We start from the raw sequence: 24,946 nt of genomic DNA, 5'->3' as shown, positions 1-24,946 counted from the left end.
TCCTGGCCGGTATTTCATCGGGTGATAACGACGTAAACAGTCAGATTGGTGACTCGTCTTCGCTCATCATCGAGAACGCACTGGCGTTCTGGTGGACAGTGATTCCACCGTCCGAGATCTCCATGGGGAAGATGTCAGTATCGATGTTCTTCTTCCGCATCTTCGCCACCCAGACGTACCGGTTGACCCCCGAATCGGTCGGGGTCTGAAGCAGATAGATGTTCCCGTCGGTGAGGAAGTTTTCCAGGCTGATGTCGGTCTCCGGGAAGACCGTTCCCTGCTCGTTCGTCATCAGCGTCGTCAGATTGTTCTCCGCGAGGATGTCAGTGAACTTCAGCAGGTAGGTCCGCTGCTCGCGTTCGGTCTCGAAGAACAGTTTGAACATCGTCAGCGAGTCCAACACGAGCCGTTCGTAGTTGTCGTCGTCGAGTTCCCCGAGCAGCAGTTCCAGCGAGGAACTGAAGTCGTTCTCCCGGAGCAGGACCTGCTTGTCGTAGATGGTGATATCTCCGTTCTCGACGTACTCGGCCCAGTTGTCGAGTCCGATCGACTCGGCGGCCTGACGCAGATCCTCGGCGTTTTCCTCGAAGGAGAGGAAAATCCCCTTCTCGCCGAACTGTTCGACGCCGTTGTAGATGTACTGCAGGCCGAGAATACTCTTCCCCGCGCCCGGGTTCCCGCTGACCAGCGTGGTCGAGTTGTTGACGATACCGCCGTTGAGGATCTCATCCAGTCCGTCAATCCCTGTCTCAGTGAGTTCGATCATGCCTACGAGTGCACCCTCTGGGGATCGACCCAGATAACGAAATCACCTTCTCCCTGTTTGATAACTCCTTTGATCGATTCCTTGTCTTCGGCCGGAGACTGGTCGACGTCGCTGTAATCGACCTGTACGACCTGTTTGACCTCGTCGACCAGCCACCCCGCGGCCCCGGCGTTGTCGGTGATCTCCGGATCGTAGACGATGATCCGTTCGGCCTCTCTGTCCCTGTCGTCGATATCGAAGACGGTCTTCGGGTTGACGATGGACGTCGTTCGGCCCCGCAGATCCATTACGCCTTCGACGTGGTCCGGTGAGTTCGGAACCTTCGTCAGTTCGCCGACGTCGACGATTTCGGTCACGTAGTCGATGCTCACGCAGTACGTTTCCTCGCCTAACTCGAATTCGAGGACTTGTCCATTTGTCTCTGTCATCGCGGAACCTCCCTGCAGATGCAGGTGTGTAGACGGTCAGATTCGCCGCTGAATCCGGTACCGTCGGTCGGCTGTCTATCCGTAGGGACTTCTCGATGTAACTTAAATCTGCCCACTGGCCTATCAGATTTGATTACGCGGGCGGAGTATTTATTTGGAGAGTGCGCACAGTAACAGACGAGAATGCTGACGATCCTCGTACAGCAGCCGACCTGGTGTTGGGTGAGCAGGCGATGACTCGGGCGGTCGTCGCCGACGACTCACACTTCATGCGGAGCGTGATCTCCGACATCCTCGACGACGGCGGGATCGATGTCGTCGCACAGGCTCGCAACGGGAAAGAGGCTGTCGAGGCCGTCCGCGAGCACAGTCCGGATGTCGTGACGATGGACGTGGAGATGCCCGAGATGGACGGGATCGAAGCCGTCGAGCGGATCATGGACGAGCAGCCGACCCCGGTGTTGATGCTGTCGGCACACACCGACGAAAACGCCGATGTCACGTTCCAGGCGCTGGACAAGGGCGCGGTTGATTTCTTCACGAAACCCGGTGGAGAGGTCTCGATGGAGATGTCCCGACTGGAGGACCAACTCGTCGAGATGGTCTCTTCCGTCGCGGATGCGGGCGTCGACAGCGGAGGCCGGGACACCGACACGACGCCAACGTCCGAGTCAGCGACCACGGAGTCGAGGGATGGAGCGCAGTACGTAGACCGTCCGACGCTTCTGATCGGTTCCTCGACGGGCGGACCGAAGATGGTCGAGCGGGTGCTGTCACAACTGCCGCTGGAAGCGGATTTCCGCGTGCTGATCATCCAGCACATGCCGGACGGGTTCACCGGTCGGTTCGCCGACCGGATCGACTCACGCAGTGATTACGACGTTCGGGAGGCGAACGACGGGGATCGCATCGGCGGCGGTGAAGCGCTCGTCGCACCCGGAGACAGCCACATGGTCGTCTCGAACTACCACGCTGGCCGGCTTCGGGTCAAACTCACCGACGACCCGCCGGTCAACAGCGTCCGACCCGCGGTGGATATGACCATGTCCAGCGCTGCGGAAGTGATCGACGACCCGATGGTGGGGGTCATCCTCACCGGTATGGGGGAGGACGGCGCTGCCGGGATCAAGTCGATCAAAGCCGTCGACGGTGTGACTCTCGCACAGGACGAGGAGACGTCAGCAGTATTCGGGATGCCGAAACGCGCGATCGAAACGGGATACGTCGACGACGTACTCTCGATCGGGGAGATTCCCGACGGGATTCTCGGCGCGATCGCACCTGACCGACAAGAGGTGAACTAACTATGGACGATCAGTATCTGGACGCATTCATCCGCGAAAGTGAGGAAGAAATTACGAAACTGAACAACTCGCTGCTGGAGCTGGAGTCGGACCCGGAGAACCGGGACGCGATGGACCAGATCTTCCGGACAGCACACACCCTGAAGGGTAACTTCGGCGCGATGGGCTTCGAGGACGCGTCAAATCTCGCACACGCGATGGAGGATCTGCTGGACGAGATGCGCGACGGCAACATGTCCGTCACTCCCGAGGTGATGGATCTCATCTTCCAGGGCGTCGACGAGATCGAAGCCATCGTCGGCCAGATCGAGGAACAGGGCCAATCGCAGATGGACACCAGCGATACGGTCTCTCAACTGCGAAACGTGCTCGAAAGCGGGGCGGATGCGGCGGGCCAGCCGCCGGAAGCGAGTTCGGACGGAGCCGAGACCGAGGGCCAGACCAGCAGTAACCCCGAGGGTGGGGACCTCACCGCCGATGCCGACCTCGACAGCGTCGATATCGACGACGACGATGTCGATGATCAGGTCGCCTACGCCGAGATCGATCTCGGCGACACCGACATGCCCGGTGTCGACGCGATGTTCGCGATGGAGTCCGTCGAGGAGGTGTTCGATATCCTCGGGACCGAGCCGGACCGAGCGGCAATCGAGGACGGCGAGTACGACGAAACCTTCGGCGTCTTTCTCGATACGGACGATCTCGGCCGCGTCGACGCCGAACTCGACAGCGTCGGTGAAATCTCCGATGTCGCCGTCGAGGACGTAACCGACGAGGTACTCGGCGGCGGTGCTCCGACCGGAACCGGTGGCGGTGGCGGCCCCGAGGACGAGCACTCCGTCGACGAGATCAAGTCGGTCCGGGTCGATGTCGATCAACTCGACGACCTCCACGGCCTCGTCGAGCAGCTGGTCACCTCCCGGATCAAGCTCCGACGCGCGGTCGAAGACGAGAACATGGACTCCGCCGAGGAGACGCTGAACGAACTCGACAAGATCACCGGCAGCCTCCAGAACACGGTGATGGACATGCGGCTGATCCCGCTGAAGAAGGTCGTCGGGAAGTTCCCCCGGATGGTGCGGGATCTCTCCCGGGAACTCGGCAAGGAGGTCGATTTCGAGATCGAAGGCGAGGAGATCGAACTCGACCGGACGATCCTCACCGAGATTTCGGACCCGCTGATGCACATCATCCGGAACTCGCTGGATCACGGGATCGAACCGCCCGAGGAGCGCGTCGAGAACGGCAAACCTCGGCAGGGCCAGGTCACTCTGCGGGCCTCTCGCGAGCGGGATCACGTCGTGATCCAGGTCGAGGACGACGGTGCGGGCCTCGACGTCGAGGGGATCAAGAAGACGGCAATCGAGAACAACGTCCGGTCCGCCGAGGAACTGGAGATGATGGACGACTCCGAGATCTACGATCTGGTCTTCCACCCTGGCTTCTCGACGACCGACGAGGTGACCGACACCAGCGGCCGCGGCGTCGGAATGGACGTCGTCCACGACACGGTCACTCGGCTCGACGGCTCCGTAGACGTGGACAGCACTCCCGGCGAAGGGACGACCGTCTCCCTGCGGCTGCCGGTGACGATGGCCATCGTCAAGGTGCTGTTCGTGCAGGTCGGAGACGAGGAGTACGGCATTCCGATCAAAAACGTCGACGAGATCACCCGCGCCGACGAGATGCAGCAGGTCAACGGCCGGGAGGTCATCAAGCACAACGACGAGATCTATCCGATCGTAAACCTCGGCGAGACGTTCAACGTCCCCCAGCGGGCGGCGACCGACGGCGGTACCGAAGGTGGGGATATGCTCGTCCGCATCCGCGAGTCCGAACGCCAGATCGCGCTGCGGTGTGACGCTGTCAACGCCCAGGAGGAAGTCGTCGTCAAACCGCTCGAGGGAATCCTCAGCGGTACTCCCGGCCTCTCGGGAACCGCCGTGCTCGGTGACGGCAACATCGTGCACATCCTCGACGTGGTGACGCTATGAGCACGCAGGACGACAGTTTCGAGGATCTGCTCGAGTACATCGGGCGCGAACTCGACTTCGAGTCCGGCTTCTACAACGACTCCTACCTGGACCGCCGGATCACCGCGCGGATGCGCCGGACGGATATCGACGAGTACGACGACTACCAGCGCCTGCTCGCCCGCGACGACGAGGAGAAAGAGGCGCTGCTGGACTCGCTGTCGATCAACGTGACCGGCTTCTTCCGGAACCCCGACGCCTGGGAGAAACTCCGGCCGGTTCTGCGAGAGTTGACGACAGACAACCGCCGTGTGCGGATCTGGTCGGCCCCCTGTGCGGACGGTCGGGAGCCGTACTCGCTGGCGATGCTCGCGCTCGACGATCCGGATATCAACGACCGCCGGGTCGAGATCACGGCGACGGATATCAACGCCGACATCCTCGAAGAGGCCCGCGAGGGCGTCTACGAGACCTCCCAGACGAGCGACATCGCCGAGGAACTCGAACCGCTCGCGGATTACGAGCCGTACATCGACCGCGATGACGACCAGTTCTCGGTCAAGGATCGAGTCAAGGATCTCGTCACCTTCGAGCAACACGACCTGATTCGGGGCGACGAGAAGAGCGATTTCGATCTGGTGCTCTGCCGGAACCTCCTCATCTACATCGACTCCTCGTTCAAGGTGCCGATCTTCGAGACGATCCGTGGTTCCCTGCGGGAGAACGGCTATCTGATGATCGGCATGACCGAGACGCTCCCGACGGAGTGTCGTGACGACTTCGAACCGGTGTACAAACAACAGCGGATCTACCGACGCAGCTAATGTCGCTTTTCGAGCACGAACGGGCCGGGAACGCACAGGAGATCATCCAGACGCTTCACGACTCCCAGAGCGAGGAGGTCCGCAAGCGGGCCGCCGAAGTGCTGGGGCGGATGGACGACCACGAGGATCGCGGAGACATTATCACCGCACTGGTCCGGGCGGTCCAGGAGGACGAATCCGACGCCGTCATCGCGGCGGCAATCGACGCGCTGGACGAACTCGGCCAGGAGGCCCTCGAGGAACTCATCACGAGCATGGCCGATCTGGATATCGGCGAAGACGCCGCCGACTGGATGAAAGCGAAGGCCTTCGTCCGCGCGCTCGGCGCTGAACTGCCCGAGCTTCGGATGGCGGCGGCCAACGCTATTGGCGAACTCGAAGTGCCCGATACGGTGCCGAAACTGGTCGAGCGATTCGAGGACCCGGATCCCCGCGTCCGAGCGCGTGCCGCCCGGGCCTGCCGACAGATCGGTGACGCGCGAGCGACCGAACCGCTGACCGGCCTGTTGACCGATCCGAAAGCCGCCGTCCGGGTCGAGGCCGCGGAGGGGCTGGGACGGATCGGGAACCGTCAGGCGCTCCAGGCCCTGCTGCAGTTGTACGACGACGAGGACGAGCGTGTGCGCCGGATCGCGGTCCGCGGATTCGGGCAGTTCCGCAACGACCGCCCGGTGGAGTACCTCGCCGAGGCGCTGACCGACGAGTCCGCGCCGGTGCGTCGAACCGCCGTCTTCTCGTTGATCGAACTGCTCTCGAACGTGCCGACCGAACAGAGCCACCAGATCCGCGAGACGGTCGTCGAACAGCTCTCGGAGAGCGAGGACAACTCCGTGATCGACCCGCTCGTCGAGATTCTCAACGCGGGGACGAAATCAGCACAGCGACGCAACACCGCGTGGCTGCTGGGCCGGGTGATGGAGAGCGACGAGAACCGCGAGGCCATCGACGCCCTGATCGACACGCTCGAAGACGGTGGAAAGATGACAAAACAGTTCGCGGCGACGAGTCTGGCGGAGATCGGCGGCACGTATACCGAGGAGGAACTACTCGGAGTCGCCAGAGACGAGAACCAGGACAGCGACGCGCGCGCTCAGGCCGTGTTCACGCTCGGGAAGATCGGTGACGAGGATACCGCCGAGGACATCGAACGACTGCTCGACTCGACCGAGGACGAGCAGGTCAGACAGCGTGCGTTCTCGGCACTGTCGAAACTCGGTGGCCACGCACAGCCGGGACAAGGATGATTTTGCTCCGTCCGGGTCAGCCCGAACAATTAATTAGACGCTGCACACAAACCCACAGAGAGGACCGACAGCGATGAGCGACGGCGAGAGCACGCTTGCTGACCAGCAAGGGAAGTTCACGCAGGTTGTCAAAGACGGGGACAAGGTCCCCGACGTAGAGTGGATACCGGGTCGGATTCTGCTCTCCGACAAACGGCTCGTGCTGGCGAGCAACCAGGGCAAGCGGACGATTCCGCTCTCGAAGATCTCGACCATCAAGACCAGAGACGACGCCAGCCAGCCGTTCGCGAACGTCTCCAGCTATCTCTCCTTGCAGGTCGGCAACGACGTGACCCTCGTCGCACCGAACGACCACGAGGAGTTCGAGCACGAACTGTACAGCGCGGTGCTGGACGGCGAGGTCGTCATCACGAAACACCCGGCTGTCAAAGGGGGCGTGATTCAGGACACGGAGTGGCAGAAAGGGCGCATGGCCGTCGACGAGGACCAGATCGGACTCGCGCTCGCGGACGGAAAGTTCGTCGAGGTTGAAGTCGACGATGTCGGAGACCTCTCGCGCAACCGCGGAGAGGTTCTCGACAAGGAACGGCTGTTCATCGAGGTCGAACACACCGTCGGCAACACGGCCGTCGAGACACACATCTCGGGCAAACAGCGGAAGGTGAACATCCTGGCCGGTCTGCTCGGGAGCAATCAGGCCCAGGACCCCGAGAATGTCGAACTCTCCGACCGCGAACAGGAGGTGCTGATGGCGCTTTACTCGGGCGTTTCGCCGTTCCAGATCCCGCAGTTCGTCGGGATGGATGTCGAGACCGTCGAACAGATCTACGATCAACTCATCGAGCAGGGGATTCTCGAAGTCGAACGCGAGCGCCGCGAGGTCGAACTGAAGGCCCGCGGTCGCCACGTTGCGGGCGAGGCGATGGGACGGGAGTAATCAGACGTTCACTTCTTCGAGGTGGCGGTTGACGACGATCTGTCCCTTCGGCGTGAGCCGGGTGCCGGTCTCCGTATCGACGACGAGATCCTTCTCCTCGAGTCGGTTGAGCACCATCGTCACGTTCGAGGGGTCGATGTCGACGATGCCCGCGAGTGAGACGCCCTCCTGACCCCCGCCGGAGTAGATCGCCGTGAGAATCTCCTTCTCGTCGGCGGTAATCTCGACGTCTTTCAGTTCGTTCATCAACTCGGTGTACTCCAGTCTGAGATACCGCCCCAGAATCGTCATCTTCCGGGCGGTGTTCATCGCCGCCATCGTCACCATCGCCTCGCCGGAGGGCATGTGCTGAAGCTCCAGCACCGGCTGGCTGCTCCCGTTGATGTCCCGGTTCGACCGGCTGAACTTTGTCACCGTCGCGAGTTCGATCTCGACGGTCTCCTCGCGAGTCTTGAACCGCACTGACTGCGGGCGGAGAAACAGCCGGCAGGGGGTGAACGACTCGTCAGTCACGCGCCCGCCGACCCGTGCCGGGTGTTTGATCGACATCCGCGTCCCGTTGAGAATCGCTTTGAACAGCACCGTCGCGAACTTCTGGATCGTCGAGTCCTCGGCCTCGACGACGGCCTTGTGACGCTGGCCCTTGAGCTCGAAGGCGAGCGTGACAGTCGACTCGAAAAAGCCCTGGATTTCGTCGGGGACGTGACCGACGGCCACGTCGATGACGGAGTTCAGCGGAATCGTCAGCCTGTCGTTGCTGTCGACCGCGAGCACGAGTCGCTTCTCGCTGAGGAGGACGCGACCTTTCGCTGGCTCTGCGCGGGTTGCAACGCTCGAATCAAACTGCGCGACGAAATCCGCGATGATCGATTCCGACATGGCTCTGACTGTCCGCGCAGGTCACGGAATTGTCTGTGTGAACGCTGCGGGCGATCAAAAGGCTGACGGAGAACGCGGCGTCACAGCGAGTCTGCGATCTCCGACAGCGAGCTGTCGGGTTTCTCGATTGGCTCGTAAACGACCCGTGTTCCCGGTTCGCGGATGCCGTAGGCGTACCCGTCTGTGAGTACGTCGACGACGAGCGTCGTCCCGGGCTGAAATCCCTCGTCGTCGAGCCACTCGGCGAGTACGTTCTCGCCGTCGGTCGTGCGAGCGAGCCGCTTGTTGGCGTACGCCCCCCGGAGTACGGGCCGGCCAGCGAGCGTGGAGTCGACCTGGGCGTGAGCACGTGCCCCGCCGACGACGACCCGGACGAAATCGTCTACGTCACACTCCAGATCGCCGGGAAGCACGATCTGGGGTCGGCTGGTCGACCCGACTGTCGAAAGCTCGACGCGGTAGGAGTCCACCGCGGGGTGATCCGACGGAATCGCGTCTGTCACGTCACTCCTCGGTCAGCAGTTCCTCAACGTCACCGTCGCCCTGTTCGACGATCTTGGCGTTGATCTGGCGGGTGGCGTCGCTGATCTCGCGGCCGCGGACGGTCACGCGCTTGCGCTCACCGTCCTTCTCGGGGTTGAACCCGGTCCCGCCCGTCAGGAGGACGGCCTTGAGGTTCGCCCCCTTCACGTCCTCGCGCATCGGTCGGCCGGCGTCGTCGGAGCCGCCGGTCACTTCGAGCGTATATCCGTCGAGTCCGACCGCGCTCCCGTCGATTTCGTCGCCGATCTCTCGTCCGATGAACCGGTTTGCGTCCTGATCCGATACGTCGACCTGGTGTGTACGCCCCGTCTCCGGGTTGGAAACGGCGACGGTAAACTCAGCCATACTCGTACGCAGTAAACCCCCGATAAAAAGCCCGTCGAAGTATTTCCCCACGCGCGGAGGTTCCGCCGCGCGCCGACCCGCTGGCACCGACGACGCTGTGGCCGTCCTTATCCCGCGGGCAGCCGTACACCGGATATGCTCACGATCGACCTGGACGATTTCATGTTCGAACTCAAGGAGGGGACGGTCAAACACGTCGGCGCGTCGACCAACAGCGCCGCGGTCAAACTGTACGACATCGGGGAGACGGAGGTCCGTGAGTTCGGCGATCAGCTGAAAATCACCTGCTCGGACGACAGCGGCAACGAGATCGAGCTGGCCCTGGATCCCGCCGACGCCCGTGAGATCGCCCGCGGCGTCGAGCAACTGTCCGAAGAGGGCTCGCTGTCGGAATAACCGAAAGGCGGCGGCCGGACGGGGCTGTTTCGCACGTGAGTAGATATCACGAGTCCTGAAGGTTCCGAGCCGGTACGTTTAAGCGCACATCGCCACCGGATACGTGTATGAGCGAGAACGGGAACCGGCCGCTGGATGTGCTGGAGACATCTGTCGGCGACACCGTCACGGTACAACTCAAAGACGGCGAAATCTACGAGGGCGTCCTCGCTGGCTACGACCAGCACATGAACCTCGTCGTCGAGGAGAGCGAAGACACAACGATTATACGCGGGGATAACGTCGTATCGATACGTCCATGACCGGTGGAACATCCAGCCAGGGAAAGAAGAACACGACCACACACGTAAAATGCCGGCGGTGCGGTGAGAAGTCCTATCACGTGAAGAAGAAGGTGTGTGCGTCCTGTGGCTTCGGTAAATCGGCAAAGCGCCGTGACTACTCCTGGGAGACGAAATCTGGCGAATAAAATGCACGAAAAGTGCGGCGTTGTTGGTGTCTCGTTGACGGATAGAGAGGCCGCGCGTCCGCTCTACTATTCTCTGTACGCGTTGCAGCATCGCGGCCAAGAGTCGGCTGGAATCGTCACGCACGACGGCTTCCAGCAGCACGAGCACGTCGAGATGGGTCTGGTCGGTGACGCGTTCGACCCGGACGACCTCGACACGCTCAACGGCGCGAACGGCATCGGCCACGTCCGATACCCGACCGCCGGCGGAGTGAACACCTGCTGTGCACAGCCCTTTTCGGTGTCGTTCAAAAGCGGCTCGTTGGGCCTCGCACACAACGGCAATCTCGTCAACGCCGAGGAAGTCCGCGAGGAACTCGCGGAGTTGGGTCACGCCTTCACCTCGAACGGCGACACGGAGGTCATCGCCCACGACCTCGCCCGGAACCTCTTGGAGGAGGATCTCGTCCGCGCGGTCAAATCGACGATGAGCCGCATCCACGGCTCGTACTCGCTGACGATCATGCACGACGAGACGGTGCTCGGCGTCCGTGATCCGCAGGGCAACCGGCCGCTCTGTATCGGTGAACTGGAGGACGGCTACGTGATCGCGTCCGAATCGGCGGCTATCGACACGCTCGACGGTGAGTTGATCCGAGACGTGAAGCCCGGCGAACTGGTCGTGCTTCACCCCAACGGCAGCGGCTACGATACCTATCAGCTCGTCGACGAGTCTCGGACGGCACACTGCTTTTTCGAGCACGTCTACTTCGCTCGCCCGGACTCGGTCATCGACGAGGAACTCGTCTACGAGGTCCGTCGTGATCTCGGCCGTACGCTCTGGGAGGAATCCGGCGTCGAGACCGATGTCGTGATGCCGGTTCCCGACTCGGGGCGCTCCTTCGCCTCGGGATACGCCGAGGCGGCCGCGGAAGACGGTGCGGACACGGAGTTCGCCGAGGGCCTGATGAAAAACCGGTACGTCGGCCGGACGTTCATCATGCCGACCCAGGACGAGCGCGAACGCGCGGTCAGGCTGAAACTCAATCCGATCAAATCGACAATCGAGGGCCGGACCGTGACGCTGATCGACGACTCCATCGTCCGGGGAACGACCTCGACGCAACTGATCGAACTGCTCCGGGACGCCGGCGCGGAGGAGATTCACGTCCGCATCGGCTCACCGGAGATCATCGCGCCGTGTTATCTCGGTATCGACATGGCAAGTCGCGACGAACTGATCGCCGCGGACAAGACGACAGAGGAGATCCGCGACGAGATCGGCGCTGACAGCCTCTCGTATCTCTCCATCGAGGGCGTCACGAACGCGCTCGGCAAGGACCACGACGATCTCTGTCTCGGCTGTGTGACCGGCGAGTATCCCTACGATGTCGAGGGCGAACAGACCGACCGCGACGTGTCCCGCCCGATCATCGACAACGCGTCGAGCGCGGACGACTGACCGGCCGCTGTTCTGATTTTACTCGCTGTCGACGCCGCGTCTGGTCTCGACTGTCGCCACCGGAAGTTCGACCAGCACCGTCGTCGGATCGGCCGCCCGTTGGAGTTCGATCCGGCCGCCGTACCGATCGACGATCAGCGCGGCGAAGTACAGTCCCAACCCGTCGCCGTCGCTCTCCTGGCCCCGCGTGTTCGGCTCGAACGGACGGCCGAGGTCGATACCCGCGCCGCCGTCGTGGACCTCGACGGTGACCGTCTCGGCGGTTTCAGTCACTGTCACCGACACGTCGCCGTCGCCGTGGACGGCGCTGTTCTCGAACAGTTCGGCAAACGCCAGATGGAGCAGTTCGTCCGCTCGAACGGTCGCTTCGACGGCTTCGATTCCCGAGACAGTCAGTCCCGGGGCCGACGCTGTGGCCACGCGACGACCGTTCTGGAGTGCCGTCCCGAGATCGTATTCCGCAGGGTCCGCGGCGTGGGTGAGGATATCGACGAGCGTCTCGACCCGTTCGACGGTCGATTCCATGTGCTCGCAGTGAGCGAGAATCGACTCCGTCCCGTCCTCGGTGTCGATTTTCTCGGCGGCGAGTAACTCCGCCCGCCCCGCGATGGCCGAGAGGTCGTTCAGGATCTGATGGCGGAGAATGCCGTTCAGCGAGGACAGCGTCTCCTGCTGTTCGTCGAGAAACTCCCGGCGGGCCTGCTCTCTGCTCGCCCGCGTAATCAGTCCCCGAACCCGAACGTCGTAGTAGCCGACGACAGCACCGAACAGCGCGCCCGCGGCTAACACGGAGAGAAAGACCAGAGCGGTATCGAACGTCGAATCGATCGCGGGGAGCACGACTCCGGCCCACAGCCCCATCCCGGAGACGACGATCACGCCGAGGCTCATCCAGCCCAGCACCAGCCCCATCTGGTTGAACTCCCGGACGGTGAGCGCGATCCGGGCTCCCGCGGCGATCAACGCCAGACAGAAGACGACCAGCCCCACGACCCGGCGGAGCTCCTCCCCACTCAGTCGCCCGTCGAGCAACACCGCCGCGAGGCCGACAGCGAGCATCAACGTCCCGAGCAGGCTGATCGTGTACCGCCAGTAGTCCCCGACGAGCAGTGCGCGGAGTCGCTCAGCCATCACCGAGGGTAACGGGTCGGCTGTGTTAAGCGTACCCCAGTCAGTCCGACTCGGTGATCTCGATATCGAGGAACTCCTCGACGGCGGCGACGACGCTCCCCCCGACGTTGGCCTGGATCGCTCGCCCCTGTTCGAGCGCCAGCAGGTCGCCCTCGCTGATCTCCAGTTCCTCGGCGAGTTCCCCGAGTTGGTAGCCGGCGTCCTGCCGGGCGTCGGTGACGAGGTCGTCGTAGCCGTCGCGGAGATACGGCAACTGGTCGTCCTCGTAATCAGCACCGTCCTCCCAGTGGGAGGGGTCGGCCTCCGCCGCGTCGTGGATCTTCGCCGTGTTCTGTGCGGCTCGCTTCTTCCGGTCGTCCCGAGCGGAATCGTCCGACTGGGTGGCGTTGTCGTCGTGCTGGGCGCAGTCGCTACAGACTTCGAGTTGCGCCCCGGCGACGTTGACCGTCTGGGTCTCGACGCCTGCGGCTCCACAGAGTTCACAGCTCTCGCCGGAACCGCCACCACCGCTACCGGTCGAGTATTTCGCCATGGGGCCGCTAGCAGATTGCCGATATATAACTCTTAGTTCCTCGCCGTCACCGTCCGTTCCGGCACTCGCCACCTCCAACGGTGTTCACCCGGATCGGTCGGCTCCGCGCCGGGCCGAATCGAACATATCGGGGCGTATTTGAGTGACCGTAGCACTGTGTAGTAACTACTATTTATCCCCACGCCAAGGTGTCCATATGTCACAATCGTACGATCGAGGCACCGTCGAGAGTTTCGGACGGTGGCTGGAGTTCAAACCCGGAATGTGGGCGTGGATTCTCCACAAGCTCACCGGGTGGATACTCGTCGGCTACCTGTTCACTCACATCGCAGTGCTGAGCACGGCGACCGGTGTCGACCCGGCCGCCGCGGCCGCCGGGAACGACATCTACACAACGACGCTACAGAGTCTCGAAGAGCTGCTCATCGTCCGATTCCTCGAAATTGGACTGCTCACCGTCGCGGTGTTCCACATCCTCAACGGGATCCGGCTCCTGTTCGTCGACCTCGGACTCGGACTCGACCGACAGGATGTCAGTTTCTACGTGTCGCTGATCATGACCGCACTGATCACACTCGCTAGCCTGCCGACGTTCCTGGGAGGTGTCCTCTGATGGCCGAGCACTACTCCTCGTTCGAGCACAAGGGCTGGCGGTGGTTCGTCCAGCGTATCACCGCTGTCTTCCTCGTCGGAGTGCTGGCCTTTCACTTCATCACGCTGCACTTCGTGAACCACGCGGCGGAGATCAGTTTCGCCGGCACCGAGGCACGGATGGGCCAGATCGGCTACTTCTCGCTGATGGTCACCTTCCTCATCACCGGCGCGTTCCACGGCGTCAACGGCGTCTACAACGGACTCGTCAACATGGGGCTGAAGGGGACCCAGAAGAAGATCGTCGCCGCAATCCTTACGATTGCGACGCTACTACTGATCGCCCAGGGACTGCGCGTTGCCGTGGCAATGAGCGGTATGTTCTAACAATGAGTACGGAAATTCAACAGGAGACCGAGACGACCGAGGAACAGTCACCCGAGCAGATCCGCGAGGAGGTCGCGGAGGATCTCTCGGAGAAGCGCCGCGAGCAGATTCAGGAGGATCTCGAAAGCGCAGAGAAGACGGTCCAGCTCAAGGTCTTCCGGTACGATCCGGAGATCGAGGGTAAAGAGGAGCCGCGGTTCGACTCCTTCACAGTTCCGTTCCACCGCGGGATGACGGTCCTCGACGCGCTCATCTACGCGCGGGACCGATACGACTCCTCGCTGACCTTCCGACACTCCTGTCGGCAGGCGGTCTGTGGGTCGGACGCGCTGTTCATCAACGGCCAGCAGCGACTGGGCTGTAAGACCCAGATGGGCGATCTCGAACACCCGGTCCGGATCGAACCCCTGCCGCACCAGGATGTCGTGAAGGATCTGGTCGTCGACATGCAGCACTTCTACGACCAGATGCACGCCGTCGAGCCGTACTTCGACCCCGACGAACTGCCGGACGGCGAACTCGAAGAACAGCACCAGACGCCGGAGAACCGCGAGAAGGTCAAACTCTCGACGCGGTGTATCTGGTGTGGCGCCTGTATGTCCTCGTGTAACATCGCGGCCGGCGACAACGAGTATCTCGGCCCGGCAGCGATCAACAAGGCCTACCGCTTCGCGATGGACGAGCGGGAGGGGTCGGACCGCAAGCAGGAGCGACTCCGCATCATCGAACAGGAACACGGCGTCTGGCGCTGCCAGACACAGTTCTCCTGCACGGAGGTCTGTCCGAAAGACATCCCATTGACAGAACATATCCAGGCACTGAAACGCGAATCGATCAAGAACAACTTGAAGTTCTGGTAGACCAATATACCACAGACTCCACCTATCCATGTACAAACACGACGTCATTGTGGTCGGCGCGGGCGGCGCCGGCCTCAGGGCAGCAATCGCGGCGCACGAAGAGGGAGCAGACGTTGCTCTCGTGAGCAAACTCCACCCGGTGCGTAGCCACACGGGTGCAGCAGAGGGCGGTATCAACGCCGCGCTCCACCCTGAAGACTCCTGGGAGCTACACGCCTACGACACGATGAAAGGGTCGGACTACCTGGGCGACGCTCCCGCTATCGACACCTTCGCCAAGCAGGCCCCCGACGAGGTCATCCAGCTCGAACACTGGGGCATGCCGTTCTCCCGCGAGGAAGACGGCACCGTCTCCCAGCGACCGTTCGGCGGCCTCTCACACCCGCGGACGACCTACGCCGGCGCTGAGACCGGCCACCACCTGCTGCACACGATGTACGAGCAGGTGGTCAAACGAGGTATCGAGGTCTACGACGAGTGGTACGTCTCCCGGCTGGCCGTCACCGATCACGACCGCCCCGAGGATCGGGAGTGTTACGGCGCCGTCGGCTACGACATCAAGACGGGCGAGATCGACGGCTTCTACGCCCGCGACGGCGTCATTCTGGCCACCGGTGGAAACGGCCAGGCGTTCGATCACACGACCAACGCCATCGCCAACACCGGCGACGGTCAGGCACTCGCCTACCGCGCCGGCGCGCCGCTTGAGGATATGGAGTTCGTCCAGTTCCACCCGACGACGCTGCCGTCGACTGGCGTCCTGATCTCCGAGGGTGTCCGCGGCGAAGGTGGTATCCTCTACAACGACGAGGAAGAGCGGTTCATGTTCGAGTACGGCTACGCGAACAACGAGGGCGAACTCGCCTCTCGTGACGTGGTCTCGCGGGCCGAACTCACCGAGGTCAACGAGGGTCGTGGGATCGAAGACGAGTACGTCCACCTCGACATGCGCCACCTCGGTGAGGAGCGGATCCTCGACCGACTGGAGAACATCCTGCATCTGGCAGAGGACTTCGAGGGCACGGACGGCCTCGACGAGCCGATGCCGGTCAAACCCGGCCAGCACTACCAGATGGGCGGCATCGAGGTCAACGAGAACGGCCAGACCTGCATCGACGGGCTGTACGCCGCCGGCGAGTGTGCCTGTGTCAGCATGCACGGCTCGAACCGACTCGGCGGTAACGCGCTGCCCGAACTGCTCGTGTTCGGTTCGCGCGCCGGACAGCACGCGGCCGGCGGCGACCTCACCGATCCGGAGATCCCGACGGGTCCCTCCGCCGAGAGCGAGGACGGCGAGGTCGACACCCCAGTCGAACCGGGCAGTGTGGGTGACCGCTCTGATCCGGTCGTCGCGGACGGCGGTGCGGTCGCGACGCCGGAGGAACTGCTCGAAGAGGCGATCCGCAAGGAGCGCGAGCGCGTCGACACGATGCTCGAACGCGACGGCGTCAACCACGCGGAGGTCCGCGAGAAGGTCCAGAAGACGATGACGGAGAATGTCAACGTGTTCCGCGAGGAGTCCAACATCAAACAGGCGCTGAAGGACATCCGCGAGGCCCGCGAGCAGTACCAGCACGTCGGCGTCGCGGACAAGTCTCGCACGTACAACACCGACCTGATCCACACGATCGAGACCCGCAACGTCATCGACAACGCCGAGGCAATCGCGCTCGGCGCGCTCGCCCGGGAGGAGTTCCGCGGCGCTCACTGGCGCAAGGAGTACCAGGAGCGACGTGACGACGAGTGGCTCAAACACACGATGCTCTCCTGGAACGGCGGCACGCCGAACCTCTACTACAAGCCCGTGATCCTCGAAGGACACGAGCAGACCTACGAACCCAAAGAGCGCTCGTACTGAGCCGGTTCGTTCTCTTTCTTTCGCCGTCTCATCGATAGCTAATAGTGTCTGCCGTGAGAGTATCAGGTAGACGGTATGTACGTCGAATTTCACCACCGGAGCGAGATCCTTCACCGGACACTCCGCGAGGTCGAGGGCATCGAGGTCGTGGTCAGGGATCTCGCGACCGGACCGGAGACGCCGCTTCGACTCACTGCGGCGGTCACCGGTGACGGCTGTGGCCGGTTTCACGCCCTGGTGGCGGAGGACCCCTCTGTCGGCGAACTCAAACTGCTCGAGGACGGCGACCTCCGCCGGTTGTACTGGATCGAGGCCGTCCCGGGGACGACCGACCAGCGGGCCTACGAGGCCGCTATCGACTCCGGCGGCGTCTACCTCCAGTCCCGGTGGGACGGAGAGGGCTGGTACACGACGATGAACTATCCCGACCAGGAGTGTTTTCGGGACTACCGGCAACGGATCGACGATGCAGGGATGGAGATCGAACCGACCGTCGTGCGGGTCGGCCGATATCTCCTCTCCGGCGGTGCGTTCAATCTCACCGAGAAACAGGAGGCGGTCCTGCTCGAAGCGATCGAGGGTGGGTACTTCGAGGTTCCCCGAGGATCGACGCTCGGACAGATCGCTGATCGGCTCTCGATCAGCGAGCAGGCGGCGTCCGAGCGACTCCGCCGAGCGATGGAATCGCTCGCGCGCGCGGCCGTGACGAACACCGCCGAAGAGGGCCTCGTGGTCGACGACTGACGGCCCCGTGACGATTTTTAAATGCGATGACGCCCTATACGTGTGTGATGGGGACCGAGCCGTCGTTTACGATTCCCTCCCGGCCTCAGCGGCGGTATCCCTACAGCGGCGGTGTCGAGTACGAGGGTCAGACCATCTTTCGGCTGATCCCGAGCCGGAGCCGGTCGAACGAACAGCTCTCGGCCGCCCTCGAACAGACCCTCGATGCGGGGCCGTACCGCTACGGCGATTTCTACAATCTCCCGATGGCGCTGTTTTTGGTCCGAGACGAGGGGACCGGAGACGTGTTCCGCGCGTCCGTCCGAGACGGCCGTATCCGGCTCCACGTCCTGCCCGAAACCGGGTCGGCCGGACTCCGGCGGCTGTACGATCGTCTCGTCGAGCGCAGCGACTGTGAGTACCGCGTCGAGTGTGAGACCGCCGAGTGACGGTGCCGTTCCTTTAAGTCTCTCTCGGCCCGAGTGAAGGACATGAAAATCTATACCGGCCGCGGTGACGACGGGCTGACCGACCTGCGGAACATGGAGCGGGTCTCGAAGTCGAGCGCTCGCATCGAAGCATACGGCAGTGTCGACGAGGTGAACGCACTCGTCGGGAAAGTCCGCCCGACAGGTCACGAGGATATCGACGACCACCTCCGGGAGATCCAGAATCACCTCCACATCATCCAGGCAGATTTCGCCAACCCCGACCCCGACGAGGACGACCCACGGGTGCGCGAAGAACACGTCGACGCGGTCGAAGCGATGATCGACGAGTACGACGACGAACTCGACCCGATCGAATCGTTCATTCTCCCCGGCGGCTCCGACCCTGGCGCTCGGCTCCACCACGCACGTGCCGTCTGCCGGCGCGCAGAGCGGCGCGCGGTCACTTTCGCCGCCGAGGAGTCCGGCGTCAACGACACCGCCGTCGTCTACCTGAACCGCCTCTCCGATACGCTGTTCACCCTCGCTCGCGTGGTCAACCAGCGTGAGGGCGTCCCCGAGGAGAACCCGACGTACTGACCGGATGGCCCACAAGAGCTATATCTGCTCTACACTTATAGTATAATATGAACAAGCACTTCGAAGATACGAAATACTACGTCAAACGCGCGGGCGAAACGGCAAAGAAAGGCCTCAGCGAGGAGCTTGAGCCGCTCCAGGAGCGGATTCAGGATCTCCGAGACGAGGAGGAACAGCCGGAGCCGAGTCGCGTCGAGAAACTCCGCGAGGATCTGAAGGAGTTCCAGCAGCGAGCGGAGGGCGAGGCGAAGGAGGCCCTCGGTGAGGCGCGCGAACGACTGGACAAGGTCCGCGAGAAGCCTGCCGAGTAATCCCGAACGCTCTTTTATCGACCGGACGGAGTTCGAGTGATGACAGAACTGCGGTATCTTCCGGACGCAGACGATGTCACGGAGTTCGAGGCAACGGTCACGACAGCCACGGAGGAGTACATCATCCTCGACGGCACCTACTTCTACCCGGAGGGTGGTGGACAGCCCCCGGACCACGGCACAATCGAGTGGGACGGCGGCAGCGCGACGATCGACGACGTCTGGAAGGACCACGGCGACGTCCGCCACGGAGTCCAGTCGCTGGACGGCGACCCGCCGACGGAGGGGACAGCCGTTACCTGTCGTATCGACGAACAGCGCCGCCGCAATCTCTCGCGGATGCACACCGCCCAGCACGTCGTCTCCCGGGTCGTACTCGACGAGTTCGACGCCAGCACCGCGGGGAATCAGGTGTACGCCGAGCGCTCGCGGATCGACTTCGAGCCGGCGTCGTTCGACGATGCCGACCTCGACCGTATCGAGGAGTTAAGCAACACAGCTATCGAGGCCGATTACGGCGTAACCAAAGAGGAGCGGCCCCGAGAGCAGGTCGAGGAGAACGTCGACGAGGGCCGGGCGCTGCTCGATATGATCCCGGATCACGTCGATCCGCTCCGTGTCGTCGCAATCGAAGAGTTCGATATGTGTCCCTGCGGAGGCACCCACGCCGACAGCCTCGGTGAACTCGGCGGGATAGAGATCCTCGACTGTACCTCGAAAGGCGAGAACGTCGAGCGCATCGAGTTCACGCTCGACAACCTCGAATGACCGTCCGGGAGCAGGAAAGCAATTCTTAAGTCCACGACCCGGTAAGGTGGAGTTGTTCGGGTTGGTGATCTAGCCCGGTTATGATACCTCCTTCACACGGAGGATGTCGGCGGTTCGAATCCGCCCCAACCCATACGTACTACGTACGATTCGTAATCGTGCGTTTTTCGCTATTTTAGACCGTCTACTTCTGGTTTCGGGAATAGCGGGCCGATATTTGCCAGCGACGAAATTCGTTAACTCATACGCTTGCTGCACGTGGGGTCCCTCCGTCTGGCGGTCCGCGTATATCATCGGAGTTTCCATATAAAAAAGTGATGCTCAGTAATTGGATTTGCTTTGGGGAGGCTGTCGAACTACTAAGCACTAAGAAAGACTTGATTGGCAGTCTGTCTATGTTCTAGAGCAGAGAATGTAATTGGTGGTGCGCGAGAGAATTTAGCGTCCAACGTCAGGCCACTTCCCGCCACTCAGCTCAGTGATTCAAACATCGATCCGGGAGATTGTTGCTACCCGTTTTGAGCGAGTCACTGGGTGGGATAGTGCCTATCACAATTCCCGTTCAAATACTGCGTCGATTCGGTTAATGATGGCCTCCTTGTCTTCGTTATTCCGTTCGGCTTCTCGAAGGTCGTCGAAGTAGTCGGCGAGGGTAGAAACGACAGTATCGGGTAACGCTCGCGGATCGATGACGGGCATCTCTTTCACGTCTCCCGGTTCGAGTTTCTGGAGTCCGCCTGACAGCGTGTGTTGCGCTCGGGAGACGATCTTGTTGACGAAGTCGGAGTTCAGATACGCCAAGAGCGCTTTCTGGCCGGTCCGTCCAATTCCTGCGTCGGGGTAAATCCCATAATAACTGTTCAAGTGTCGCGCGTTGGTATCGTTGAGCAGGAAGCGGAAGCCCGACCGAGTCATCGGTGCGATCAGTATCGGCGCGACGTCACCGCGCTCAACGCGGTACCACGGCTCCCGGCGGTGGACGGTTGCCCGTGTCGAGAGCGTTTCGTGCCGGGTTAAGCCGTGTCGTAAATATTCCGTTACCGAGAGCACTGGTTCGTCCGTTATTGCCGCTTCACTCCACTCTGCGCGGCCAGCCTCGTCATCGTAAGTCGTTGTCGGCACTCCCTCGACGGGATCGGTAAGGTATAAAAGCCAGCTGGGCCGGTCGTTATCGCGGTAGTGTTCCCAGTCGTCTGACCGAATATCGTACCCCTCGACGGCCTTCGGTTTCGGCACGATCCGTTCGCGGAATCGCGGTTCGATTCCCCACGCGTCGACGATCTCCTGTGTGAGACAGAAGAAGTCGTTCTCGCCAGTTTGTAATCCGCGTCGAACGTCCGCGAGCTCCGAGAGCGGCGTGAGACGCGGGGACGTTTCGACGTCGCTCGGGTCGAACAAGCGGTCCCATTTCCGCTCGGGATCCAAGCCCACCTGTTCGAAGCACTGAATGGCTCCCCAGTCCGGTTCCTCTCCCCCGCCGGTTCGGACCGCGTCGACGAGGGTCGGGACATCCGGCTTCTCGTCGATGCGGATGAATCGCGTCACGCCAGTCTCCGCACTGTCACTCCGTGCTTCGAGAAACAGGATCAGTTCCGTCGTCTGCGCGTTCTCGAATACCGACTCGGTATTCGGATCAGACATCAGGAGCGCTTTCACGTGGAACTCCCGCAACAGAAATTGCTTGAGTGGCGTTCCGTAATCCCGGGCCAGGAAGGCGTGCGGGACGATGACTGCCGCCCGGTCCCCGGGGTCGAGGAACTGCCGCAAGTGGTACAGGAAGTACGCGTACAGCGGCGAGGTGCCGGGAATCTCTAAGCCGGTCTGATCTTCGGCTTGGGCGTTGCGTTCGGCTCTGTACTCCGCGGGGAGTTCCTGATACCGAGTATACGGCGGGTTACACACCACCGCGTCCACGTCGTGATCCAGCTCTCCCGGGCTGAGATCGAGGAAGTCCGTCAGTTGAGTTGTCGTGGCTTGCCGGGCCAGTGTCTGCGCTGTAATGCCCATGCGGGCGGCGATTGGACTCCGATCAATCCCCGTGACGTCCCCCGGGTCGGTACTCGCGTCCCACCGTGGATGGAACGGCGTCGACAAGCCGCCGGCCCCCATCCCCGGATCGAGAACGGTTTCCCCACCGGTGGTCGCCCACGTCTGCATGAGGGTCCCGATCTCTGGTGGGGTTCTGTGTTGACCGATCGTCCTGCGGTACTCGCTCGGGAGTAGCGCTTCGTAGAGCTTCCCGATGGTCTCTGCGGGTCGGGTTGAATGTAACACTCTGTCTCGTTCGTCGAGGACCGCTTCCAGGTCCGCCGGCTCGAATCGTCGCACGACGTCATCAAGGACACACGCGTCGATCCCGAGGTGTGGTATTCGGTCCTTGATTTGCCGAAGTGCGTTCTGCGGAGTGGTATCGAGTGCTGGCCACGCGTGTCGCTTCCGTTGTCGTTCGTAGAGAACCGCCTGCAGGAGGACACTCAAGACGGCCTGGCGTGCGATAATCCGCTGAACAGTTGCGTGCTCCAGTGAACCGAATCCGTGTAACTCACACCAGTCTTCGAGCCGTCTCCGAACCGGCCGTGACAGTTCCGAATTCAGAGTCGGCACGACGGTATCAGCGGCAGTTGTAATGGTCTCGATCACGGCCTCGCCAGCGACCGGTGCGAACGCTCGGGCGACCGGGTCCCACTCGTAGTTGAGGTGATCAAGTACCCGGCGCGTGAATCGCTCCTTCACCGCCGGTTCCCAGACCGGAATCCCGGCGTTTACCGACGCTCGATAGAGTTCTGATTCAGAGAACGGAGGTGGGAGGTCGTGTTCGTCGCCGGCGAGATGGTCGATCACCTTCTCGATTTGCTCCCGTCGACGGGCTTCTAACCCGATTGGTGTGACCGGTGATTCGTCTCTCCCGCCGCTCGATCCCACGGAGGGTTCAGGTGTCGGGTGGTACGTGCGAGTATCGCACCTCGTCTCTCGTCGATCAAGACGAGTGTCACGCCTAGATTCTGACATACGCCTCGCTCCGGGAATGATCCGAAGTGTACCGCCCACCTACCGAATCGTAGGTTTTCCGAGGCGACTCCTATCGCTACGTTTCGACTAGGTGACCGAATTCCTCGACGACGACTTCGCCGTCAATTTCGCGGTTTTCGCACCAATCTAACGCCGCTTCCTCTGTGAGCGCTTCAATTTCTTCACTACCAATCCGACCGCCGTTGTGTGGTTTCGCGTATTCGGTTGCGGCACCACCTTGCCCGTGAAGGAAGTACTCTCCATCTGGGGTTCTGTACAGCGTTTCGATGAGGTAGTTGAAATCCCCTCGATCCGTGTTTGGTGCATACTGAGCGATCTGTTCGGCTCGGTCCGTATCGTACAGTTTGCGGTTGATGACGCGTTGCATCGCAAACTGGTGGAAACCGCCGGTTGAATTTAATACCTTGCCGTATGAATCGGATTTCTCTCGTTAGCGGTATTCAGATGCCGGATTTCGGACTGTCAGCATGAGTCGCAGACTGACAGCACGACTATATCGCTAAAAGCCACCAGTTTCTCTCAAATTGACTACAAAAAGACGTGAATCAGAGACGGTACCGCGCGCTCTTCAATGAATTCTTCGTAACCTCTTGAAACCGACCAGATAACCCAGAATAAACATCCAAACTACCTTTGTACTATTTCCTCAGATCTGCTTAATTGAGAGTCCCGGCAGTCGTACTCAGGTTAGTGTGAGTATGTCGTCTATATCTGCTAAGGTAAACAACGACCACCTGTCGTCAAGTTGCGTGTCAAGCCCATCGACGAACCCGCTCTTTGAGAATACGGCGAACCGCTCGTCTCGATCTGCTGGCCCCCACCGAACGCTTTCCGCCTTTGCCTGCAGACTCTCAACGAGGTCTTCCCCAACTGGCTCAGTCGTCCACTTGCATTCGGCGAGGAGAACTCGATCGTCGTTCGGGGCTAATCCGACGATGTCGATTTCGTCTTCGCCGTACCACCAGCGACCGACTTCGGAGTACGGATCGAATCTGCCTTGTCGAATTCCTTCCCAGACTGCTTCTTGACACACGTCCTCGAACGTCGTTGCGACGTGCATCGGGAGGTCTGGTTCAATCGTCCCGTTGTACACGACTGCTGGTGCTTCCTCAATACTGGAGCGATGCGGCTCGACGTAGCGAAACCAGAACCGGAGAAACTCGTCTGCAACGCGGTACCGTGACCGCTTCGACTTCTTCCCGGACGCTGTCACTGGCACGTCCCGTTCGATCAGGCGGAGTCGACGCAGTGTCTGTAAGTACTTCGAGAGCGGCCCTGAATCGATCCCCGTTGCGCCGGAAATCTCGTTCGGTGTCGTGTGCCCCATTGCAACCGCTTCGAGAATACTCATGTACCGCGCTGGGTTTCGGAGTTCGGTTCGCAGGAGAAACTCCGGTTCGTTATATAACACCGCAGACGGTGACAGCACGTGTGATCGAATGTTTGCCGCGAGCGATTGATCGTAATCGAACAGAGTGAGATACATCGGGGTCCCACCCGTGACGGCATACGACCGAATGGCGTCTGTAATCTCGTACGAGATGACTTCGCGTGCTTGTTGAAAGGAAAACGGTGTCACGTCGAGTTGTGCCGTTCGTCGGCCGTACAGTGGACTCTCATGACCCAAAACTTCGGATTCCATCGTACTTACGCTCGACCCGCAGAGCACCAGCATCGAATCCGTCTCATCTAGTGCCTGGTCAACGAATCCTTGGACATACGACGGGAGCGAGTCGTTCTCTTCGACGAGATACGGGAACTCGTCGATGACGATAACCAGGTCTTCTCGCTGGAGTTTCTCCCCGAGGTACTCGAACGCCTCGTCCCACCCGTCGATTCGCGGGACGCGCTCGTCGAAGTAGTCCGCGACTTGGTCGAGGAATTTCTCGCGTTGCCGATGCTCGGCTTCTTGGGAAGCGAGGAAGTAAATGTGGGGACGGTCAGCACAGAATTTTTTGAGGAGTTCTGTTTTTCCGACTCGACGGCGGCCGTAGACAACAATAAAGTCTGAACCGGGGGACTCGGCCGCAGTCGTAAGGGTCCCGAGCTCTTCTTCCCGGTCGTAGAAGGTCATACTCTAAATAATAATTACTACGATAATGGCTTAAGAATTCGGGTAGCCATCCCTATCGGAGTGTTTCTCGCACTTCGATCAGGGCATCATATCTCTTGAGAGGT

28 protein-coding genes and 1 tRNA gene are annotated in these 24,946 nt (G+C 61.5%); 19 read left to right on the top strand and 10 right to left on the bottom strand.

Going from position 1 to position 24,946, the window contains the following annotated elements; genetic code table 11:
- Positions 1-40 precede the first annotated feature (40 nt).
- A complete protein-coding gene (locus tag GRX03_RS13580; protein ID WP_159764753.1) occupies positions 41-766 on the bottom strand; it encodes an RAD55 family ATPase in 726 nt (241 codons plus the stop codon).
- Between the two features lie 2 nt (positions 767-768).
- Positions 769-1,194 carry a chemotaxis protein CheW gene (locus tag GRX03_RS13575; RefSeq protein ID WP_159764752.1) on the bottom strand — a complete coding sequence of 142 codons (426 nt, stop codon included), beginning with the start codon at positions 1,192-1,194 and terminating at the stop codon, positions 769-771.
- Positions 1,195-1,427: 233 nt separating this feature from the next.
- On the opposite strand from GRX03_RS13575, the gene GRX03_RS13570 reads away from it, so the two are divergent.
- The 5 genes from GRX03_RS13570 to GRX03_RS13550 all read left to right on the top strand — a co-directional run bounded on the left by GRX03_RS13570 (position 1,428) and on the right by GRX03_RS13550 (position 7,476).
- Positions 1,428-2,498, top strand: coding sequence for a protein-glutamate methylesterase/protein-glutamine glutaminase (locus GRX03_RS13570; RefSeq protein WP_159764855.1), 1,071 nt, complete (start codon positions 1,428-1,430; stop codon positions 2,496-2,498).
- Between the two features lie 2 nt (positions 2,499-2,500).
- Positions 2,501-4,492 (top strand): chemotaxis protein CheA, encoded by a 1,992-nt coding sequence (gene cheA / locus GRX03_RS13565; RefSeq protein ID WP_159764751.1) that lies wholly within the window; start codon positions 2,501-2,503, stop codon positions 4,490-4,492.
- Entirely contained in the window at positions 4,489-5,295 is an 807-nt protein-coding gene (locus GRX03_RS13560) for a CheR family methyltransferase (RefSeq protein ID WP_159764750.1), read from the top strand. The genes cheA and GRX03_RS13560 overlap by 4 nt, the downstream gene beginning before the upstream one ends.
- The gene (locus tag GRX03_RS13555; protein ID WP_159764749.1) at positions 5,295-6,539 is read left to right on the top strand and encodes a HEAT repeat domain-containing protein; all 1,245 of its coding nucleotides are present in this window, start codon (positions 5,295-5,297) and stop codon (positions 6,537-6,539) included. The genes GRX03_RS13560 and GRX03_RS13555 overlap by 1 nt, the downstream gene beginning before the upstream one ends.
- A 73-nt stretch (positions 6,540-6,612) precedes the next feature.
- Positions 6,613-7,476 (top strand): CheF family chemotaxis protein, encoded by an 864-nt coding sequence (locus GRX03_RS13550; protein ID WP_159764748.1) that lies wholly within the window; start codon positions 6,613-6,615, stop codon positions 7,474-7,476.
- Here GRX03_RS13550 and GRX03_RS13545 read toward each other — a convergent pair whose 3' ends face one another.
- From GRX03_RS13545 to GRX03_RS13535, 3 genes are all read right to left on the bottom strand, one after another.
- Positions 7,477-8,355, bottom strand: a complete 879-nt coding sequence (locus GRX03_RS13545; protein ID WP_159764747.1) for a CheF family chemotaxis protein — start codon at positions 8,353-8,355, stop codon at positions 7,477-7,479. It abuts the gene before it with no gap.
- Between the two features lie 80 nt (positions 8,356-8,435).
- Complete coding sequence (locus GRX03_RS13540) at positions 8,436-8,858, bottom strand: DUF7112 family protein (RefSeq protein WP_159764746.1); 423 nt, start codon at positions 8,856-8,858, stop codon at positions 8,436-8,438.
- A 1-nt stretch (position 8,859) separates the two neighbouring features.
- Positions 8,860-9,243, bottom strand: a complete 384-nt coding sequence (locus GRX03_RS13535) for a 30S ribosomal protein S6e (RefSeq protein ID WP_159764745.1) — start codon at positions 9,241-9,243, stop codon at positions 8,860-8,862.
- 135 nt (positions 9,244-9,378) lie between these two features.
- Here GRX03_RS13535 and GRX03_RS13530 point away from each other — a divergent pair, with 135 nt between their 5' ends.
- From GRX03_RS13530 to purF, 4 genes are all read left to right on the top strand, one after another.
- Positions 9,379-9,639 carry a hypothetical protein gene (locus tag GRX03_RS13530; RefSeq protein WP_159764744.1) on the top strand — a complete coding sequence of 87 codons (261 nt, stop codon included), beginning with the start codon at positions 9,379-9,381 and terminating at the stop codon, positions 9,637-9,639.
- A 107-nt stretch (positions 9,640-9,746) separates the two neighbouring features.
- The gene (locus GRX03_RS13525) at positions 9,747-9,941 is read left to right on the top strand and encodes an LSM domain-containing protein (RefSeq protein WP_159764743.1); all 195 of its coding nucleotides are present in this window, start codon (positions 9,747-9,749) and stop codon (positions 9,939-9,941) included.
- Complete coding sequence (locus GRX03_RS13520) at positions 9,938-10,108, top strand: 50S ribosomal protein L37e (protein ID WP_159764742.1); 171 nt, start codon at positions 9,938-9,940, stop codon at positions 10,106-10,108. Before GRX03_RS13525 ends, GRX03_RS13520 begins: the two co-directional genes overlap by 4 nt.
- Before the next feature lies 1 nt (position 10,109).
- Positions 10,110-11,549, top strand: a complete 1,440-nt coding sequence (gene purF / locus GRX03_RS13515) for an amidophosphoribosyltransferase (protein ID WP_159764741.1) — start codon at positions 10,110-10,112, stop codon at positions 11,547-11,549.
- An 18-nt stretch (positions 11,550-11,567) separates the two neighbouring features.
- Here purF and GRX03_RS13510 read toward each other — a convergent pair whose 3' ends face one another.
- Both GRX03_RS13510 and GRX03_RS13505 read right to left on the bottom strand, forming a co-directional pair.
- On the bottom strand, positions 11,568-12,680 hold the full coding sequence (locus GRX03_RS13510) for a sensor histidine kinase (protein WP_159764740.1): 1,113 nt from the start codon (positions 12,678-12,680) through the stop codon (positions 11,568-11,570).
- A 40-nt stretch (positions 12,681-12,720) separates the two neighbouring features.
- On the bottom strand, positions 12,721-13,212 hold the full coding sequence (locus tag GRX03_RS13505; protein WP_159764739.1) for a helix-turn-helix domain-containing protein: 492 nt from the start codon (positions 13,210-13,212) through the stop codon (positions 12,721-12,723).
- Positions 13,213-13,408: 196 nt separating this feature from the next.
- Between GRX03_RS13505 and sdhC the strand changes: the two genes are divergently transcribed.
- The 10 genes from sdhC (at position 13,409) to GRX03_RS13455 (ending at position 19,871) form a co-directional block, all read left to right on the top strand.
- Positions 13,409-13,825, top strand: coding sequence for a succinate dehydrogenase, cytochrome b556 subunit (sdhC, locus tag GRX03_RS13500; RefSeq protein WP_159764738.1), 417 nt, complete (start codon positions 13,409-13,411; stop codon positions 13,823-13,825).
- Positions 13,825-14,190 (top strand): succinate dehydrogenase, encoded by a 366-nt coding sequence (locus GRX03_RS13495; protein ID WP_159764737.1) that lies wholly within the window; start codon positions 13,825-13,827, stop codon positions 14,188-14,190. The genes sdhC and GRX03_RS13495 overlap by 1 nt, the downstream gene beginning before the upstream one ends.
- Positions 14,191-14,192: 2 nt before the next feature.
- Complete coding sequence (locus tag GRX03_RS13490) at positions 14,193-15,050, top strand: succinate dehydrogenase/fumarate reductase iron-sulfur subunit (RefSeq protein WP_159764736.1); 858 nt, start codon at positions 14,193-14,195, stop codon at positions 15,048-15,050.
- Positions 15,051-15,078: 28 nt separating this feature from the next.
- Positions 15,079-16,908 carry an FAD-binding protein gene (locus GRX03_RS13485; protein WP_159764735.1) on the top strand — a complete coding sequence of 610 codons (1,830 nt, stop codon included), beginning with the start codon at positions 15,079-15,081 and terminating at the stop codon, positions 16,906-16,908.
- A gap of 75 nt (positions 16,909-16,983) precedes the next feature.
- The gene (locus tag GRX03_RS13480; RefSeq protein WP_159764734.1) at positions 16,984-17,652 is read left to right on the top strand and encodes a helix-turn-helix domain-containing protein; all 669 of its coding nucleotides are present in this window, start codon (positions 16,984-16,986) and stop codon (positions 17,650-17,652) included.
- Positions 17,653-17,699: 47 nt separating this feature from the next.
- A complete protein-coding gene (locus GRX03_RS13475; protein ID WP_159764854.1) occupies positions 17,700-18,080 on the top strand; it encodes a hypothetical protein in 381 nt (126 codons plus the stop codon).
- A gap of 42 nt (positions 18,081-18,122) precedes the next feature.
- Positions 18,123-18,659: a cob(I)yrinic acid a,c-diamide adenosyltransferase gene (locus GRX03_RS13470; RefSeq protein ID WP_159764733.1), complete on the top strand. Its 537-nt coding sequence runs from the start codon at positions 18,123-18,125 to the stop codon at positions 18,657-18,659.
- A 47-nt stretch (positions 18,660-18,706) separates the two neighbouring features.
- Entirely contained in the window at positions 18,707-18,970 is a 264-nt protein-coding gene (locus GRX03_RS13465; RefSeq protein WP_159764732.1) for a DUF7553 family protein, read from the top strand.
- A 39-nt stretch (positions 18,971-19,009) separates the two neighbouring features.
- The gene (locus tag GRX03_RS13460) at positions 19,010-19,738 is read left to right on the top strand and encodes an alanyl-tRNA editing protein (protein ID WP_159764731.1); all 729 of its coding nucleotides are present in this window, start codon (positions 19,010-19,012) and stop codon (positions 19,736-19,738) included.
- Positions 19,739-19,796: 58 nt separating this feature from the next.
- Positions 19,797-19,871: transfer RNA gene (locus tag GRX03_RS13455), tRNA-Val, on the top strand.
- Positions 19,872-20,287: 416 nt separating this feature from the next.
- On the opposite strand, the gene GRX03_RS13450 is transcribed toward GRX03_RS13455, so the two are convergent.
- The 3 genes from GRX03_RS13450 to GRX03_RS13440 all read right to left on the bottom strand — a co-directional run bounded on the left by GRX03_RS13450 (position 20,288) and on the right by GRX03_RS13440 (position 24,842).
- Positions 20,288-22,660, bottom strand: coding sequence for an N-6 DNA methylase (locus tag GRX03_RS13450; protein WP_159764730.1), 2,373 nt, complete (start codon positions 22,658-22,660; stop codon positions 20,288-20,290).
- 163 nt (positions 22,661-22,823) lie between these two features.
- Entirely contained in the window at positions 22,824-23,135 is a 312-nt protein-coding gene (locus GRX03_RS13445) for a hypothetical protein (protein ID WP_159764729.1), read from the bottom strand.
- Between the two features lie 315 nt (positions 23,136-23,450).
- Positions 23,451-24,842: an ATP-binding protein gene (locus tag GRX03_RS13440; protein WP_159764728.1), complete on the bottom strand. Its 1,392-nt coding sequence runs from the start codon at positions 24,840-24,842 to the stop codon at positions 23,451-23,453.
- Between the last annotated feature and the right edge of the window lie 104 nt (positions 24,843-24,946).

Source organism: Halovenus carboxidivorans (assembly GCF_009831575.1).
Classification (GTDB): Archaea; Halobacteriota; Halobacteria; order Halobacteriales; family Haloarculaceae; genus Halovenus; species Halovenus carboxidivorans.
Note: the sequence above shows the minus strand (reverse complement) of the source record. Positions and strands in the feature narration are given on the sequence as shown.